Origin of the sequence: Pseudomonas sp. RA_105y_Pfl2_P56, assembly GCF_963970845.1 — a bacterium.
GTDB classification, from domain to species: domain Bacteria; phylum Pseudomonadota; class Gammaproteobacteria; order Pseudomonadales; family Pseudomonadaceae; genus Aquipseudomonas; species Aquipseudomonas baetica_A.
In genome coordinates this window covers 1-15078 of record NZ_CAXAPL010000013.1, presented here as the reverse complement: position 1 = coordinate 15078, position 15078 = coordinate 1, and the positions used below count along the sequence as shown (strand labels likewise).

Here is a 15078-nt window from a genome sequence, read left to right as displayed (position 1 = left end):
TAAATATTCAGCGCGCTGATTGGCAGCCATAAAAAAGGCGACCGTGCGGTCGCCTTTTGTACAGCCGTTGTATCCCAAACGTTACCGCACACCCGCTGCGCGCAGGGCCGATGGTGTGTAGTCGGCAGCCTTGGCCTCGAAGCCGAATTCGAAGCTGTGTTTCTCTTCGTTCTTCATCCCCAGGGCAATGTACCGGCCGGCAATGATGTCGTAGAGCGCTTCCAGAGTGTAGGCCTGCGTCTGGTGATCGTAGTAGTACTGAGCGTGACCTTCGGCGACCCGCCACAGTTGGCCGCGACCGTCGTAATGGTCAGCGAGCGCCACCTGCCAACTGTCCTCATCGATGTACATGTGGCGCTTGGCGTAGATGTGCCGCTCGTTCGGTTTGACCGTACCGATCACCTCCCACACGCGATGCAGTTCATAGCGGGTCAGATCCTGATTGATGTGGCCAGCCTTGACGATGTCGTCGTACTTGAGTTTCGGCGAATCGAGCTTGTAGCTGTTGTAAGGAATGTACATTTCCTTCTTGCCCACCAGTTTCCAGTCGTAACGATCCGGGGCGCCGGAGAACATGTCGAAGTTGTCCGAGGTGCGCAGACCGTCCGCGGCGGTGCCCGGCCCGTCATAGGCCACTTGCGGCGCGCGGCGTACCCGACGCTGACCGGCGTTGTAGACCCACGCCAGACGCGGCTCCTTCACCTGATCGAGCGTCTCGTGAACCAGCAGCACGTTGCCGGCCAGACGTGCCGGCGCGGTGACTGACTGCTTGAAAAAGGTCAGGACGTTGGCGGCTTTTTCCGGGTCGAGATCTTTCATCAGTTGCGGCACGGCGATCTCTTCTTCGAAGCGGATCGGCGTGTAGCTGCCGTTGGTCTGTGGTGTGACCTGAGTGATGATCCGGCGCAGATTCCCGCCGTGGTAACGGGTGATGTGGTTCCACAACACTTCAACGCCGTTCTTCGGAATCGGGAAGGCGTAGTAGCGGTTGCCGGTGAAATTGGCCAGGCCGTTGCCGTCATTGATCGTGGTCACATTCAGCGCACTGCGTTTGGCCGACTCATAGATCTCAGGCGGTACGGCGACGGTACGGTGGGTGGGGTAAACCGGGATCTTGTAGGTTTGCGGGTAACGCTTGAACATCGCCACCTGACCGTCCGAGAGTTTGTCCTTGTACTGGTCGACATTGGCGGCGGTGATGGTGAACAACGGTTTTTCATTGGCAAACGGGTCAGCCAGGAACCCTTTGCTGTCGACCGCCCCGGCGTTTTTCGGGATGCCACCGGTCCATGCCGGAATCGAGCCATCGGCGTTACCGGCCTTCTCGGCGCCCAGCGGCGTGAGGCTGGTGCCAAGCTTGTTGGCTTCTTGCGGTGACACTGCCGCCATCACGTTGGCCGCCAGCAGGCTCAGGGCCAGGACACCACATTGCAGAATCATTTTGCGCATTGCATTCATCCTTCTCGGGCAGATCAGAAGTTCACGCCGAAACTCAGGGCGACGAAGTCACGGTCTTCGAGGACGTTGTAATCGCCGCCGAAGAAATCGGTGTAACTGAGGCTCGCGGTGTAGGTGTTGCGGTAGTCGGCATCGACGCCGACGCTGATCGCTTTGGCGCCTTCGTTGAACAGGCCATTGGGGCCGTAACCGGCGACGTCATGCGACCACGACAGGTTCGGCTTGAGGTTGACCCCGCCAATCACGTTGGCGTAATCGAGGATGGCCCGGGCGCGGTAGCCCCACGAAGTCGACGTGACGAAGCCATCGGTGTCGCCGCCGAAACCGTATTGGCCGTACACCGAGTCGCGGCCGTAACGCAGCTTGCTGCGCGACTCCAGACCGCCGACCCGCACCACCGCTGCTTCACCGACGACGGTCAGGCGCTGGGCCCCTAATACCTGATCGAAGAAGTGCGTGAGGGTGCTCTGGATCTGGGTGATTTCCTTGCGACGATAGCCCTTGTTGTCAGCACCGGGCGAAGTCGCCAGTGGCGAAGCAGCGCCCCCGGCAATCGGGTTGAGCAACGCCAGGGTCAGGTCGTTGGTGTTGACCTGCACCGGCGCGTTTGGCCGGTAGCTGATCTCGCCGGTCCACGCGGTGCCGGTGGGCAGTGTGGTAGAGAAACTGGCGCCGTACAGACGAATGTCTTCCGGATATTCGAGGTAATACTGACCGCGTCCCAACATCACGCTTTGCGCCAGTCCCGAGCCGCTGCCGGGGGCCAGACCATTGGCGATGCCGACCATGCCCGGCAACGCGGCAAGCGTCGAACGCCCGGCCGTGGTGGTGCCCACCGTCGGCGTGCGGCTGTGGTAGTTCATGAAATAGAGACCGTATTCGGTGTCGTCGCCGAGCCAGCGCAACGCCGTGCCCCACTGCCCCGAATCCCGTGCATCGCGGTCGCCACCCCGGGGCACCACGACGCCTTCGCGAGTCACCTCAATGCCCTGACCGAAGGCCGTGGTCAACGGCACAAACGGCGCAATCGCCGGGCTGCCGACGGTATACCCGTTGTTGCAACCGTCCGCCGCCACATCGACGCCGAAGAACGTACCGCAGTTGTCGAGGACGGTCTGGTCCCATTCCAGTTGGTAGAAACCTTCGACAGAGAGCTTGTCCGTCAGGCTTTGCGAGCCGAACAGCATGTTCACCGGGATCAGACCTTCCTTGATCTCGGCGCCAGGACGCCGAAACGCCGACACGTCGATCGGGTTGATGCTGTTGATCGAGTTGCCGATGAAGGTACTTTCGCCCCAGCTCACCACTTGCTTGCCGGCACGCACGGTGCCCGGCAAGTCAGCGATGGCGTAGTTGTGATAGACGAACGCATCGAGAATCTGCGCGCCGGAAGACTTCGCGCCCTCCTTGCGCCCCTTGTCGCTGATCTGTTTGAACTCGCGGTCTTCATCCTTGAGTTCGAAGTCGTACCAGTATTTGCCACGCACAAACACCCCGGTGTCGCCGTACTTCAGTTCGAGGTCGTGAATGCCTTTGAAGATTTTCGAAAAGGTTTCGCCCTTCTTGAAATTCAGGCGTCCGTCATCACCCGTCGAAGATTGCCCGGTACCACCATTGACCGTGCCGACCAGCGACTTGTCGGCATCGCGCATGCCCCAGCTCGCACCGACCGACAGTGACGAGTCGAAGGTGCCCTCGATTTCCCCGATGTTGAACGAAACCGCGTGCGCCTGGGCGCAGCAGCCCATAGCCACCGCGGCTGCCAGCGCCTGCGGTGTGAAGATGGCGCGCATTGTTCTTGTTTTCATGCGTCTTCCCCGGTGAGTGACAGAAGGCCCCACCCTACTGCCGGTTGACCGGGTCGATAAGCGCACCAAGGAGGTATTCGCGTTGTCGCTCGAAAGGATGAATGCCCCGGTGGGATGCGCCTTTGCGCGGGCCATGAGTGCGCTGGATAGTCGAACATCATTGCAGCGCATGGTGCATGTGGTACGGGGCAGACTGTTACATGCCCCGTAACAGTTCATGTCCGCAATCGCTATTTTTCTTACAGACTCAAATCCGTATTCTGAGCGGGCTTTCACGGGACACGCCGCAAAGCATTCGGCCTTGGCGCCTTAACCACTCAAGCCATTGCTGACAGATTTCAGATCAACCGAAGGTCTTCGGTTGCTCGCCCCGGTGTTCACTGACGTTGATTTGTAGCTCCTTGATCCAACGTCTTACCTTGGCCGCTGCGTTTGCAGCGGCCTTTTTTATGGGTGACGGGTTTTAGCGGGGAGATGGCAGGGCTGGCGCAGCCCTGCCGATTGTTGCGCAGGGTTCAGAGCGAATATTTCTGCAAATTCGCCATCATTTCCTTCAGCGCCTCAATGTTGTCCTTGGGGTGCGCCGCGCCTTCGAAATCGCAAATCTGCTGCCAGTGCGCCGCGACATCTTCCGGGGAAAATCCAGCACGCGGATCAAACCCGGCCCCCAAACTGCGCTCCCACCGCACCTTGCCCATCCAGCCACCACCGACCTCAAACAGCCCGGAGGTCTCCTGGCACTGTTCACTGGCCAGATACACCACCAACGGACTGACCAGCTCCGGCTTCAGTTGCTCGAATACTTGCGGCGGGATCAGGCCTTCGGTCATGCGCGTGCCGCCAGTCGGGGCGATGGCGTTGACCAGAATGTTGTTCTTGCGGCCCTCGATGGCAAGGGTGCGGGTCAGGCCGTACAGGCCAAGTTTGGCCATGCCGTAGTTGGATTGGCCGAAGTTGCCGTAGATGCCGGAAGTCGACGCGGTGAAGATCACTCGACCGTAGTTTTGTTCACGCAGGTGCGGCCACGCGGCGCGGGTGACTTTGTAGGCGCCTTCGACATGGACGCGGTAAACCAGATCCCAGTCGGCATCGTCCATTTTGTGGAAGGTCTTGTCGCGCAGGATCCCGGCGTTGTTGACCACCACGTCGACGCGGCCAAAGACGTCGAGGGCGTTCTGCACCAGTTTGTCGCCGTCAGTGACCGAGTCGTGGTTGGCTTCGGCGATGCCGCCGGCCTCACGAATTTCTGCCACCACGCGGTCGGCGGCGCTAGCATTGGCGCCTTCGCCCTGGGTCGAGCCTCCGAGGTCATTGACCAGCACTTTGGCGCCCTGTCTGGCGAACAGCAGTGCATGCGCCCGTCCCAGACCGCCACCGGCTCCGGTGACGATCACGACTTTATCTTCGAAACGCACAGACTCATTCATCAGGGCAACTCCAGCAGGCCAAAGGACAGAGAGCCCGAGTGTCAGGCACGGGGCTTTGGGTCACAACGAACACGGCTGAGGCTGAATGATGCGCGATAAGGTGAGGGGATGATGCCAAGCAAGATCAATAGATCGCTGGCGGCGATCCATTGATCTTTCAGGAACACGCCACTTTGCGCGGCGGCAGCGCCAAACGGTCGCGGAACGCCAGGTAATGCGTGAGCACCTGCACCGGCGCTTCGGTCTGCGGATAGTGACCAATACCCGGCAACAGCACGGTGTCCGCGTCTGCAATCAACTCCCGGTACCGCTCGACCATGTGCGCACCGGAGATCGGATCGACTTCGCCATCGATCACCCGCAACGGGATTTCGCCACGCTGCATGGCCGCCACCCAACGGTCGCGCTGCACGCGACGCTCGGGGATGTAGCCAATCAGCTTGTGCATGATGCGCGGGCCTTGATGGGTGTCGATCAGACTCCAGAAATCATCCAGCTCGCTCTCGCTTGGCCGGGTCTGCGGGCCGAAAATCTGGCCGAAGCTTTTCACCAGCGCGTCTCGGGTGAAGGCGCGACCGATCATCCAGCCTAAAGGGCTGAGCAGCAGTTTTTGCATCAACACCGGGCGGTGGGTTTCCGGGAACAGCCCGCCGTTGAGGAACACGCAACTGGCGACCTTGATGTGCGCCTCGTAATGCCGCGCGAGCAGTTCCTGCGCGACGCTGTCGCCATAGTCATGAGCGAGGAGGTGTACCGGCTGCTCGACCTGCAGATGCGCGAGCAACGCCTGTTGCAGATCGGCTTGTTCCAGCAGGCTGTAGCGGTGATTGACCGGTTTGGCCGAGTCGCCGAAACCGAGCATGTCACAGGCGATCACGCGATACCGTTGAGCCAGTGGCTGCCACAGGTAATGCCAATCCCAACTGGCGGTCGGGAAACCATGGATCAGCAGCAGCGGCTCACCCTGCCCCGTCGTCCAGTAACGGATCGACTGACCACGAAAAACAAAGGTCTGGCTGCGCTTGCGCCAGACACACAACGGAATCTCGGCAAGAGGCATCAGAGTTGATATCCAGGGTTCTGTTTATCGAGTTTGCGCAGCAATGCCGGCCACGCCAGCGCGCCGCCCATGCCTTGAGCACTTTTGGTGACGCCGGCGATCATCGCTTTGGCGCCGGCCAGAACCTGCGGTTCGATGGCAATGAGTTCAGCGCCGCCGGTCTGCGCCATCACCTGAATGTCGCAGGCACGCTGGAAGGTGAACATCATCAGAAAAGTGTCAGCGATAGTGCCGCCACAGGTCAGCAGACCGTGGTTGTGCAGCATGAGGAAATGGTTATCGCCGAGGTCGGCCTGCAAGCGCGCCTTCTCCTCGTGATTGAGGGCCACGCCTTCATAGGCGTGATAAGCGAGGCTGGACAGGACAAACAGCGATTGCTGACTGATCGGCAGCACACCCTGCTTTTGCGCCGACACCGCAACCCCCGAGGCCGTGTGCGTATGCAGCACGCAAACCACATCGTGTCGAACTTCGTGCACGGCGCTGTGGATGGTGTAACCGGCGGGGTTGATTTCGTAAGGACTGTCCATGAGTTTGTTGCCGGCCTGATCGACTTTCACCAGGCTTGATGCGGTGATCTCGTGGAACATCAGGCCAAACGGATTGATCAGGAAATCTTCGGTGCCCGGCACCTTGGCCGAAATGTGCGTGAAGATCAGATCATCCCAGCCATGCAGCGCGACCAGACGATAGCAGGCGGCGAGATCGACTCGGGTCTGCCATTCCGCGGCGCTGACCTGATCTTTGACATTAAGGGACGATTGGATGGGGGCTACGCTCACTGTATGCACCTCTGCGTTCTTATTGTTCTGCACGTGTGAGCAGTCTAGTCAGGCGCAGGCCATCGCGTAGTTGCATTGGCAGCCAGCTTGATGACTGAACGAGTCAGCCCGGCAAACAGCTTGGATCCGTGTCAAAGCAACGACGCCAACAAAGGGGCGGCGAACAGATTGAGCAACCCGGTGAGGACCATCACCAGACCCGCCACCGAGCCCTCCTCACCGCCCACTTCATGGGCGCGGCTGACACCGGCGCCATGGGCACCGACACCGAACAGGGCGCCACGGGCCAAGGCACTGCGCAATGGCAACCACTTCAAAAGAACGCCACCGAGCATCGCGCCAAACACCCCGGTAAACATCACGAACACCGCCGTCAATTCCGGTACGCCGCCGAGATCATGAGCCAGCGGCATGGCGAATGGCGTGGTGATCGAGCGCGGCACCAGCGACATCGTCACCGAACTGTCCAGTGCCAGGGCCTTGGCCAGTCCGAACGAGGTGGCGATTGATGCCGTGCTGCCGGCAACCATGCCGAGCATCAATGCAGGCCAGTGCCGCATCAACAGATGCCGCTGCTGCCAGATCGGCACGGCGAAGGCGACTGTCACCGGACCGAGCACCCGCATCAACCAGTGGGTGTTGCTGGAATACTCGGCGTAAGCGGTGTGCAGCGGCACGGCCAGCGCCAACAACAGCGTTGGCACCAGAATCAGCGGCGACAGCAGGTAACGGCCGGTGCGCCGATAAATCCAGCGGCTGAACAAGTACGCCAGCAGGGTGAATGCGAGCCAGAACATCGGCATCAATTCAAGCTTCATGGGACCGCCTCAGGCGCACGGCCCATTCCACGGTGAACGCCGTCACCAGCATGACCATCAACGTGCTGGCGGCGATCACCAACAGAATCCGCCAACCGTCATTGCGCAGCAGCGCCCCATAGTCAAGCAGGCTCATCAGCGCCGGGATGAAGAACAGCAGCATCTCCGCCATCAGCAGCCCCGCGCCCAATTGCAATGCCGCCGGTTTGACCCAGCCAAAGGCGAACGCCAGCAGCAACAGCGCCATGCCGATCACGCCACCGGGAATCGGCCACGCCAGCCAAGCGGCGAGTTGGCAGCCAAGCAGGTAGAGACCGAGCAGCACGGCCAGTTCGACAACAAGGCGGGAAAGGTACTTGAGGGTTGCGGCGTTCATGGCTTTGCTCCTGACAGGGGCTTATTTTACGAACCGAGCACCCATCCCAGAAGCGAATTGTTAGACTCCAAGCCATTCCAAAAAGGAATCAGACTATGGAATTCAAACAACTGCGCAGTTTTGTCGAAGTCATGCATCAGGGCGGTTTTACCCAGGCCGCGAAAACCCTGCACATCAGCCAATCGGCCGTGAGCAAACAAGTCGCGCAACTCGAACAAAGCCTGGGCACCCCGTTGCTCGAACGGCTGGGTTCGCAGTTGCGCCTGACCACCGCCGGCAGCGTGGTGTTGCAACGAGCCGAGGGCATGCTGCGCTTGCGCAACGAATTGCTCAGCGAACTCGACGACCTCAGCCATCTGGCCCGTGGCGAATTGCGCCTGGGCCTGCCGCTGTTGGGCAGTGACACGTTGTTCGCCGGGCTGTTTGCCGAATACCGTCGGCGCTATCCGAATATCAAGATCCAATTACTTGAAGGCGGTAGCCGCCATATTGAGCAAGCCGTGTTGAGTGCAGAACTGGAATTGGGCGGCAGTTTGTTGCCCAAGGATGCGCAGTTCGACTATCAGCCGTTCTGCGATGAGAAGCTCGATGCACTGTTGCCGAGGGATCATCCGTTGGCTGAGCGGGGCGAAATCGGTCTGGAAGAATTGGCCGATACGCCGTTTCTGCTGTATCAGCGCAGTTTTGTGCTCAATGATCGCTTGCTCCAGGCGTGCCAGCAGATGGGCTTCACACCGAAGGAAGGCGGACGCAGTGGGCAGGCGGATTTTCTGGTGTCACTGGTGGCCGCCGGGCAAGGCGTGGTGTTGCTGCCCAGCGTGGTCGCGCGGGGTCTGGTGCGGCCAGGCGTCGTGCGCCTGACCTTGAAAGCACCGGACTCGCTTCGCTGGGATATCGTTTTCATCTGGCGTCAGGGCGCCTATCTGTCGAAAGCGGCGCAAGCCTGGCTTTCTCTGCTGCGCGAGCGACCAATCAGCCCTTGAGCGCGCCGATGAACTCAGCCAGCCAAGGCTCGGCGTCGGTTTCCGGGGTCACGCTTTCGCTGGCGTCGATGCGCAGCATCTCCTGCACTTCGCGCACGCCCAGTTCGCCGAACAGTTCGCGCATCTGCTCGCCGCCGCCGCAGAAGGTGTCGCCGTAACTGGCGTCGCCCAACGCAATCACCGCCCCCGGCAAACCGCGCCAGGCAGCGGGTAATTGGTCACGAAGGGCCGAATACAACGGCTGCAGGTTGTCCGGCAACTCGCCCATGCCGGTGGTCGAGGTCACCGCCAGCAGCGCTTGAGGGCCAAAAGACTGAAGGTCCGTCAGGCTGGCGCGCGAGTTGTAGAAGGTTTCAAAGCCGGCGGCTTTCAGCAGATTCTGGGCGTGGCGGGCGACTTCTTCGGCGGTGCCGTAGACCGAACCGGAGAGGATGGCGACTTTCATCAATCTGATCCTGGAGCTGAAAAAAAGAGCGCCGATATTAACAGCCTGAGCCGTGAAGTTGCGATTAACTCCCAATAAGCGCCAATGACCTATAGACAGCCTCCGCCGATCTTCTAGAATGCCCGTCACAGACACCTCTGAAAGGATTCAAAGATGATCAACGCCAGCCTGCTGCAAATGGTAATCAACGCATCGAACGATGGAATTGTGGTCGCGGAAAAGGAAGGCGAACAGGACAACATCCTGATTTACGTCAACCCGGCCTTCGAGCGCTTGACCGGTTACGCCAGCGAGGAAATCCTCTATCAAGACTGTCGCTTTCTGCAATCCGGAGACAGGGATCAGGAAAACCTGACACTGATTCGCGAAGCGCTGCGCAATAGCGGATCTTGCCGGGAAATCTTGCGCAACTATCGCAAGGACGGCACACCGTTCTGGAATGAACTGTCGCTTTCAACGGTTAAAAACGCCGATGACGGACAAACCTATTTCGTCGGTGTTCAAAAAGATGTGACGGTTCAGGTCAAGGCCCAGCAACGCGTTGCGCAATTGGAAGCACAGGTCGCCGCACTCAAAGCCGAACTGGCTGAACTGAAAGCGACAAACGGTTAAAACAAAACAGCGAACCAATTGTCATTAACTACAATCACCAAAGACTTTGTAACTATTCCTTTCGAGTCCGCCATGCAACGCGACGCCCTCCTCACTCAGGATGAGCTGGATTTCATCCAGACCATGCAACACAACCCGCAATTGAATGTGCGGGATGCGACGTCGAGCCTGCTGGTGAATGGTGGTTCGCAGATCCGTGACTTGCTCACGCGTCTGGCCGCTCACGAACAGGTCACCATCCAGGCCAACTTCGAAAATCAGCAGATGACCTTCCCGCTGCATTTGGTGGAGGACGAGTTTCACGCGCTGCATCTGCGCCTCGGCGTACCTAGCATTTACGAAGACGGCCCGATGGTTCGCCCATGGCGACTGGCTCTTGAAGAACCGGTGGCACTGGAGAACGCCAAAGGCCAGCCGGGCCCGCTGTGGGTACACGAGATCTCGCACAAAGGCGTATTGCTGGAAGTGCGCAACAAAACCAAACCGCCCAAGCATTTCGCTCTGTGGTTCAGCCCATCGGGTTATGAGCGGATTTCATTGCGTGGCCATTTCGAACGAGAAACCGAGCAAGGTTTCTTCGCCTACGAACTGAGCCAGACCTATGCCGATGAAACCGAACGTCTGCGCCAGTTCATCCTGCAACAACATCGCCTGACACATCCGGCCCTGCACACCTGAGCCTTTAAAACCTGGCCTTCAGGTATCCAGCGTGCCCGCCAGAAACTGCGTCAGCCGCTGAAACATTGTCGCCCCTTCATTACCAATGCAACCGATTGACGTTCCAGCCAGGCTCTCCTGCGCCAGATCGGAGGCATCCCCCGCCAGCAGCACCTGACAATCAAGGCTCAACGCCAGCCGGCTCAAGCGTCGCGGAAGGTCGGCGCTCGGTGCGTGGTTGGAAAACAATACCAGTACGTCAGGCCGGGTCCGTTCGCAGACCAGGGTGAGTTCATCGAACGGCTGGCCGGTGGTCAGCACGCGGATCCCTGAGCCATTACCACTCAGGAACAGTGCCGTCACCAGCAGTTCCAGCTCTCGGCATTGTCCGGCCAAGGCACTGACAATCACCCTGCGCGGTTTCGAGCCGCGCAGCATGACGATCCGCTGCAATACCCGCGCTCTGAGAAACCCATCGAAGAACAGCCATTCGCTGGTTTGCCCAAAAGCATCTTGTCGCTGCAGCAGTTGCAGCCACAAGGGCATCAGAATGTCCTGGAACACGACGGGCAACGTATAAGAAGAAAAGATCTGACCGTAGACCAGATCCAGTTGCTGATCATCGAACGAACTGATCGCATCCTGCAGTTGCACCTGCCATTGCAGATAATCGGCCTGCACCCGATCGTCGGGGATGATGTGCGCCAGCACTTTCAACGGCTCGGTCTTGGCCAGAATCTTGCCGACTTTGCTGACGGACACACCACGATCGATCCAGTCGAGAATGCTGCGAACGCGCTCGATATCGGCCATCGAATACAAGCGATGCCCACTTTCGGTGCGTGTTGGTTGAATCAAACCATAGCGCCGCTCCCATGCACGCAACGTGACCGGGTTAACGCCGGTCAATCGTGCGACTTCACGTATGGGGAACAGATCTTCACATTCCAGCGCAATGGATGCCTGCGAAGCAGGGCTTTTGTCCGTGATGACAGACATAAGACAATCAACTTCCTTGTTGGCGAATTGGATCCTATTCTAACCTTGATGGAGCATTAAGATTCAAGCGATGAACAGCGACCAAAGTCGCTGGTTAAATCGGTAAAATCCGGAATATTCCTTGCATACTGTAAAACGCTGGCCACTACCCCCGGCCCTGCGTCAGGCGAAACTCCTACCCGGAGCGACGCACTCGAAATACGGAGATATACAATGTCTACTTCCCCCGTCACGCTGATGGTTGCGCGTCGCGTCGCCGATGGACGCTATCAGGATCTGATCGCCTGGCTGCGCGAAGGTGAACAACTGGCCACCGACTTCCCCGGTTATCTCGGCTCCGGTGTGCTCGCTCCACCGCCCGGCGATAACGAGTTTCAAATCATTTTCCGCTTTGCCGATGAGCACACACTGCATGCGTGGGAGCATTCGGCCTCGCGTACTGCCTGGCTGGATCGTGGCAGCGACCTGTTTGTGCACCCGAAGGAACATCGCGTCAGCGGCATTGAGGGCTGGTTCGGCGCCGATGCGATCGGCCAGCGCCCGCCACGCTGGAAGCAGGCTGTCGCGATCTGGCTGGCGTTCTTCCCGGTGTCGCTGCTGTTCAACTTTGTCCTCGGCCCGCTGCTCAGTGAAATGAGCCTGCTGCCACGGATGCTGATCAGCACGGCATGCCTGACGCCGTTGATGGTTTATTTCTTTATTCCGTTGTCGACCCGATTACTGGCAAATTGGCTGAACAGTACGCCAGCCCGCCCGTTGCCCGTTACCCCTTGCGCGCAAAATCGCTGATCCCTCTGTGGAAGCGGGCTTGCTCGCAGCCATCTGAAGTCGGTTCTGCAATAGGTAGGTCGCTCGTGTCGCTGTTATAGTTTTTACTTCAACCGCGACGCGAGCCGTACATGACCACAACCTCCGCCCCGATCCTCATCACCGGCGCCGGCCAGCGTGTCGGCCTGCATTGCGCGCAGCGTTTGCTTGCAGACGGCCACGCTGTGATCTTCAGTTACCGCAGCGAACGTCCCGGCGTGCAAGTGCTGCGTGATCTGGGCGCCATCGGCGTGTTCGCGGATTTTTCCAGCGAAGCCGGCATACTCGCCTTCATCGCCGAACTGAAAACCCACACCGACAGCCTGCGGGCAATCGTACACAACGCCTCCGAATGGCTGGCCGAAACCCCGGACAACGGAGCCGAAGCGTTCACACGCCTGTTCAACCTGCACATGCTCGCGCCCTATCTGATCAACCTGCATTGCGCCGATCTGCTCACGCTATCGACGCCTGCGGACATCATCCACATCAGCGATGATGTCACCCGCAAGGGCAGCAGCAAGCACATCGGTTACTGCGCCACAAAGGCCGGGCTCGACAGCCTGACCTTGTCGTTCGCCGCTCGCTATGCGCCGGCGATCAAGGTCAACGGCATCGCCCCTGCCCTGCTATTGTTCAATCCCGACGACGACGCGGCGTACCGCGCCAAAGCGCTGGCCAAATCCGCGCTGGGTATCGAACCCGGCAGTGAAGTGATCTATCAGAGCCTGCGCTACCTGCTCGACAACCCGTATGTCACCGGTACGACCCTGACCGTCAACGGCGGACGGCACGTCAAATAACAACGCCCGCGAGGATGTTCGATGACCCGCTCCCTGCCCGAGCATTACCGCGACATACTGATCGGTCTTGGTGAAGATCCCGAACGCGAAGGACTGCGAGACACGCCGCTACGCGCAGCCAAGGCCATGCAATACCTGTGTCACGGCTACGAACAGAGCGTCGATGAGATCGTCAATGGCGCGCTGTTTGCCTCCGACAGCGACGAGATGATCATCGTCGCCGACATCGAACTGTACTCATTGTGCGAACATCACCTGCTGCCCTTCATCGGCAAGGCCCATGTGGCTTATATTCCGACGGGCAAGGTGCTGGGGTTGTCGAAGATCGGGCGGCTGGTGGACATGTTCGCCCGGCGCCTGCAGATTCAGGAAAACCTCACCCGACAGGTTGCCGATGCGGTGCAGCAAGTCACCGATGCCGCCGGCGTCGCCGTGGTCATTGAGGCCAGACACATGTGCATGATGATGCGCGGTGTCGAGAAACAGAATTCGACCATGAACACCTCGGTCATGCTCGGCGCCTTTCGCGAGTCGAGCAACACCCGCCAGGAGTTCCTGCAATTGATTGGACGGAGCAAGTAAATGGCACAACTTCAACCGGGAATGGCACGCATCCGGGTCAAGGATCTGCGCTTGCGCACCTTTATCGGGATCAACGAGGACGAAATCCTCAACAAGCAGGATGTGCTGATCAACCTCACCATCCTGTACGCGGCGCAGGAAGCAGTGCGCGACAACGACATCGATCACGCGCTGAACTACCGCACCATCACCAAGGCGATCATCGCCCACGTCGAGGGCAACCGCTTCGCGCTGCTCGAACGTCTGACCCAGGAACTACTGGATCTGGTGATGAGTAACGGCTCGGTGCTGTATGCCGAAGTCGAAGTCGACAAGCCGCATGCGCTGCGTTTTGCCGAGTCGGTGTCGATTACCCTTGCGGCAAGCCGCTGAGCTTCAAGCTTCGTGCTGCAAGCGGTAAGCTACAGGCACCCCACCATTGAAATCTTGCAGCTTGAAGCTTGCCGCTCAACGCTGTCTCGCAGAGACCCCCATGACTGATCAACAACGCCTCGAACTCGAAGCCGCCGCCTTCCGCCGGCTGGTCGCCCATCTGGACAGCCGCAAGGACGTGCAGAACATTGACCTGATGAACCTCGCCGGGTTCTGCCGCAACTGCCTGTCGAAGTGGTACAAGGCCGAAGCCGACGAGCGCCAGATCGAGGTCAGCCTCGATGAAGCCCGCGAAGTGGTTTACGGCATGCCGTACGCCGAGTGGAAGTCTCAATTTCAGCAAGAAGCCAGCGCCGAACAACAAGCGGCGTTCGCCAAAGGAAAACCTCATGAGTGATCTGAACACCCTGCGCACCAGCCTCAAGAGCGGCGAGCACCTTTTTGCCGACACCCTGGCCTTCATCGCCGCCGGTTACGACTACCAGCCTCAGGCGTTCAACAACGGCGGCGTGGAAAACGCTGCCGGGCAGAACGAAGGCTCGTGCAAGACCCTCGGTCTGGCGCTGCTGGAAGGCTTTAGCGATGAAGAAGCGCTGCTGGCGTTCGGCGAGCACTACCGCTTGGTGGTGGCGGCGCCTGAAGGCAGCGATCACGGCAATATTCGAGCGCTGATCAACAACGGTCTGGCCGGCGTGAAGTTCGAAACCCAGCCCCTTTGCCGCCGCTGATCCTGCATTGCCAACCCGCGTCCCTTGTGGGAGCGGGCTTGCTCGCGAAAGCGGTGTGCCAGTCACCCAAAATATCGCCTGAAATGACGCCTTCGCGAGCAAGCCCACCCACCTTTGGACTGTGGCGCCTGTGAGTAACGGACACAAAAAAACCGGCCGAACAGACTGTGTGAAAACACACTGATGAAGGCCCAACAAAACGCCCCGACTTGTTCGGGGCGTTTGTTTTTGTGCGGGCAACAGACGAAAAAAGGCCTTTCAGCCCATTAGCGCCATCAACTGGCGGGCTCCGAGCACGCTAATCGCTCGCTTGAGGTTGTAAGCGTTCACCGCCAAGGCCATTTCCGCTTTTGCTCCCTCC

At 59.4% G+C, this 15078-nt stretch carries 18 protein-coding genes; 9 read left to right on the top strand and 9 right to left on the bottom strand.

The genetic code is table 11. The features are described 5' to 3' along the window. Positions 1 to 81: 81 nt before the first annotated feature. From AACY11_RS11190 to AACY11_RS11160, 7 genes are all read right to left on the bottom strand, one after another. Entirely contained in the window at positions 82 to 1449 is a 1368-nt protein-coding gene (locus tag AACY11_RS11190; protein ID WP_339494763.1) for a DUF1329 domain-containing protein, read from the bottom strand. 23 nt (positions 1450 to 1472) lie between these two features. Beyond that, on the bottom strand, positions 1473 to 3266 hold the full coding sequence (locus AACY11_RS11185) for a DUF1302 domain-containing protein (RefSeq protein ID WP_339465826.1): 1794 nt from the start codon (positions 3264 to 3266) through the stop codon (positions 1473 to 1475). A 515-nt stretch (positions 3267 to 3781) separates the two neighbouring features. Further along, positions 3782 to 4693 carry an SDR family oxidoreductase gene (locus AACY11_RS11180; RefSeq protein ID WP_339432032.1) on the bottom strand — a complete coding sequence of 304 codons (912 nt, stop codon included), beginning with the start codon at positions 4691 to 4693 and terminating at the stop codon, positions 3782 to 3784. Between the two features lie 157 nt (positions 4694 to 4850). Next, a complete protein-coding gene (locus AACY11_RS11175; RefSeq protein ID WP_339494762.1) occupies positions 4851 to 5753 on the bottom strand; it encodes an alpha/beta fold hydrolase in 903 nt (300 codons plus the stop codon). Then, on the bottom strand, positions 5753 to 6535 hold the full coding sequence (locus AACY11_RS11170; RefSeq protein WP_339465824.1) for a class II aldolase/adducin family protein: 783 nt from the start codon (positions 6533 to 6535) through the stop codon (positions 5753 to 5755). The genes AACY11_RS11175 and AACY11_RS11170 overlap by 1 nt, the downstream gene beginning before the upstream one ends. A gap of 131 nt (positions 6536 to 6666) precedes the next feature. Beyond that, positions 6667 to 7353, bottom strand: coding sequence for an LrgB family protein (locus AACY11_RS11165; protein WP_339494760.1), 687 nt, complete (start codon positions 7351 to 7353; stop codon positions 6667 to 6669). Then, positions 7343 to 7729 (bottom strand): CidA/LrgA family protein, encoded by a 387-nt coding sequence (locus AACY11_RS11160; RefSeq protein ID WP_339432029.1) that lies wholly within the window; start codon positions 7727 to 7729, stop codon positions 7343 to 7345. Before AACY11_RS11160 ends, AACY11_RS11165 begins: the two co-directional genes overlap by 11 nt. Positions 7730 to 7824: 95 nt before the next feature. On the opposite strand from AACY11_RS11160, the gene AACY11_RS11155 reads away from it, so the two are divergent. Continuing rightward, positions 7825 to 8712, top strand: a complete 888-nt coding sequence (locus AACY11_RS11155) for a LysR family transcriptional regulator (RefSeq protein WP_339432028.1) — start codon at positions 7825 to 7827, stop codon at positions 8710 to 8712. Here AACY11_RS11155 and AACY11_RS11150 read toward each other — a convergent pair. After that, complete coding sequence (locus AACY11_RS11150; protein WP_339432027.1) at positions 8702 to 9157, bottom strand: flavodoxin; 456 nt, start codon at positions 9155 to 9157, stop codon at positions 8702 to 8704. The genes AACY11_RS11155 and AACY11_RS11150 overlap by 11 nt on opposite strands. 153 nt (positions 9158 to 9310) lie before the next feature. Between AACY11_RS11150 and AACY11_RS11145 the strand changes: the two genes are divergently transcribed. After that, positions 9311 to 9769, top strand: a complete 459-nt coding sequence (locus AACY11_RS11145; RefSeq protein WP_339432026.1) for a PAS domain-containing protein — start codon at positions 9311 to 9313, stop codon at positions 9767 to 9769. A gap of 72 nt (positions 9770 to 9841) precedes the next feature. Next, complete coding sequence (locus AACY11_RS11140; protein WP_339494759.1) at positions 9842 to 10447, top strand: hypothetical protein; 606 nt, start codon at positions 9842 to 9844, stop codon at positions 10445 to 10447. 18 nt (positions 10448 to 10465) lie between these two features. Here the strand turns inward: AACY11_RS11140 and AACY11_RS11135 are convergent, their stop codons facing one another. Next, a complete protein-coding gene (locus AACY11_RS11135; RefSeq protein ID WP_339432024.1) occupies positions 10466 to 11425 on the bottom strand; it encodes a MerR family transcriptional regulator in 960 nt (319 codons plus the stop codon). Positions 11426 to 11638: 213 nt separating this feature from the next. Between AACY11_RS11135 and AACY11_RS11130 the strand changes: the two genes are divergently transcribed. From AACY11_RS11130 to AACY11_RS11105, 6 genes are all read left to right on the top strand, one after another. Beyond that, positions 11639 to 12214 (top strand): antibiotic biosynthesis monooxygenase, encoded by a 576-nt coding sequence (locus AACY11_RS11130; protein WP_339494757.1) that lies wholly within the window; start codon positions 11639 to 11641, stop codon positions 12212 to 12214. A 110-nt stretch (positions 12215 to 12324) separates the two neighbouring features. Next, entirely contained in the window at positions 12325 to 13035 is a 711-nt protein-coding gene (folM, locus tag AACY11_RS11125; protein WP_339494756.1) for a dihydromonapterin reductase, read from the top strand. Positions 13036 to 13056: 21 nt separating this feature from the next. Continuing rightward, positions 13057 to 13617: a GTP cyclohydrolase I FolE gene (gene folE / locus AACY11_RS11120; RefSeq protein ID WP_339432021.1), complete on the top strand. Its 561-nt coding sequence runs from the start codon at positions 13057 to 13059 to the stop codon at positions 13615 to 13617. After that, a complete protein-coding gene (gene folX, locus AACY11_RS11115; RefSeq protein WP_339432020.1) occupies positions 13618 to 13989 on the top strand; it encodes a dihydroneopterin triphosphate 2'-epimerase in 372 nt (123 codons plus the stop codon). A 100-nt stretch (positions 13990 to 14089) separates the two neighbouring features. Beyond that, positions 14090 to 14386, top strand: a complete 297-nt coding sequence (locus AACY11_RS11110) for a DUF1244 domain-containing protein (RefSeq protein WP_339432019.1) — start codon at positions 14090 to 14092, stop codon at positions 14384 to 14386. Then, positions 14379 to 14717 (top strand): HopJ type III effector protein, encoded by a 339-nt coding sequence (locus AACY11_RS11105; protein WP_339494755.1) that lies wholly within the window; start codon positions 14379 to 14381, stop codon positions 14715 to 14717. Before AACY11_RS11110 ends, AACY11_RS11105 begins: the two co-directional genes overlap by 8 nt. Positions 14718 to 15078: the final 361 nt, after the last annotated feature.

Bases quoted from the DNA above. Each gene is read 5' to 3' on its own strand.
- AACY11_RS11130 (WP_339494757.1), top strand. From the start codon at position 11,639: ATGTCTACTTCCCCCGTCACGCTGATGGTTGCGCGTCGCGTCGCCGAT.
- AACY11_RS11185 (WP_339465826.1), bottom strand. From the start codon at position 3,266: ATGAAAACAAGAACAATGCGCGCCATCTTCACACCGCAGGCGCTGGCA.
- AACY11_RS11165 (WP_339494760.1), bottom strand. From the start codon at position 7,353: ATGAAGCTTGAATTGATGCCGATGTTCTGGCTCGCATTCACCCTGCTG.
- AACY11_RS11155 (WP_339432028.1), top strand. From the start codon at position 7,825: ATGGAATTCAAACAACTGCGCAGTTTTGTCGAAGTCATGCATCAGGGC.
- AACY11_RS11160 (WP_339432029.1), bottom strand. From the start codon at position 7,729: ATGAACGCCGCAACCCTCAAGTACCTTTCCCGCCTTGTTGTCGAACTG.
- AACY11_RS11150 (WP_339432027.1), bottom strand. From the start codon at position 9,157: ATGAAAGTCGCCATCCTCTCCGGTTCGGTCTACGGCACCGCCGAAGAA.
- AACY11_RS11135 (WP_339432024.1), bottom strand. From the start codon at position 11,425: ATGTCTGTCATCACGGACAAAAGCCCTGCTTCGCAGGCATCCATTGCG.
- AACY11_RS11110 (WP_339432019.1), top strand. From the start codon at position 14,090: ATGACTGATCAACAACGCCTCGAACTCGAAGCCGCCGCCTTCCGCCGG.
- AACY11_RS11175 (WP_339494762.1), bottom strand. From the start codon at position 5,753: ATGCCTCTTGCCGAGATTCCGTTGTGTGTCTGGCGCAAGCGCAGCCAG.
- AACY11_RS11145 (WP_339432026.1), top strand. From the start codon at position 9,311: ATGATCAACGCCAGCCTGCTGCAAATGGTAATCAACGCATCGAACGAT.
- folM (WP_339494756.1), top strand. From the start codon at position 12,325: ATGACCACAACCTCCGCCCCGATCCTCATCACCGGCGCCGGCCAGCGT.
- folE (WP_339432021.1), top strand. From the start codon at position 13,057: ATGACCCGCTCCCTGCCCGAGCATTACCGCGACATACTGATCGGTCTT.
- folX (WP_339432020.1), top strand. From the start codon at position 13,618: ATGGCACAACTTCAACCGGGAATGGCACGCATCCGGGTCAAGGATCTG.
- AACY11_RS11105 (WP_339494755.1), top strand. From the start codon at position 14,379: ATGAGTGATCTGAACACCCTGCGCACCAGCCTCAAGAGCGGCGAGCAC.
- AACY11_RS11190 (WP_339494763.1), bottom strand. From the start codon at position 1,449: ATGCGCAAAATGATTCTGCAATGTGGTGTCCTGGCCCTGAGCCTGCTG.
- AACY11_RS11140 (WP_339494759.1), top strand. From the start codon at position 9,842: ATGCAACGCGACGCCCTCCTCACTCAGGATGAGCTGGATTTCATCCAG.
- AACY11_RS11180 (WP_339432032.1), bottom strand. From the start codon at position 4,693: ATGAATGAGTCTGTGCGTTTCGAAGATAAAGTCGTGATCGTCACCGGA.